The 562-nt window shown below is 32.2% G+C and carries 1 protein-coding gene; it reads right to left on the bottom strand.

Annotation, left to right across the window (positions count from 1 at the left end; translation table 11 throughout):
- Window positions 1-509, bottom strand: a 509-nt coding sequence (locus tag K6V48_RS11550) for an aminoglycoside 6-adenylyltransferase (protein ID WP_222369825.1), incomplete at its 3' end; no start/stop codon positions are given.
- Between the last annotated feature and the right edge of the window lie 53 nt (window positions 510-562).

Below are 562 nucleotides of genomic sequence, written 5' to 3'. Positions count from 1 at the left end.
CGGCACAATCCTTTAATAACATAAGGTGTTACATTCCAAAATTCATTGCAGCAATCATCATACTCCCTTGCGCTTGGCTTTCTTACATGATAATCTATATCAGTCGGAACTATGTCCCTTTTAATTCTACAATCTTTATCAATTAGAACCTTTATTAATTTATCGCCCTTTAGGTAATTATCTAACTCTTCCAAGGGCAATAAGGTAAGATCAATTTTATTGTAATCATCAAATAGCATAAGATAGGAAAATCCCTTTTCTTCAGGTGGGAATAATTCCATATCCTCCGGCTTTTGCATCATTATTATATTCCCAAATTGATTAAGCCAGTCATTATTAGATATAAACGGTTCTATATCACTTACAAAATATGTAATATCATAATCCTGAAATTCATCTTTAGGTATATTAATATTTGCGCGTGACCCCTCAAGGGTCACAATTCGAATACGTTCATCCTGTTCTGCTAAAGAAAGTACTAAATCCATCATTTCTTTTTCTGATCTCATTTACATACTCCTCGTTTATTTTTTCTTTCTAAAATGTTCAGCTAAAGTAAACT

It is taken from the genome of Streptococcus suis, from assembly GCF_019794555.1.
Classification (GTDB): domain Bacteria; phylum Bacillota; class Bacilli; order Lactobacillales; family Streptococcaceae; genus Streptococcus; species Streptococcus suis_AB.
The sequence above is the reverse complement of the archived record's forward strand: the minus strand, read 5'-3'. Positions and strand labels throughout refer to the sequence as shown.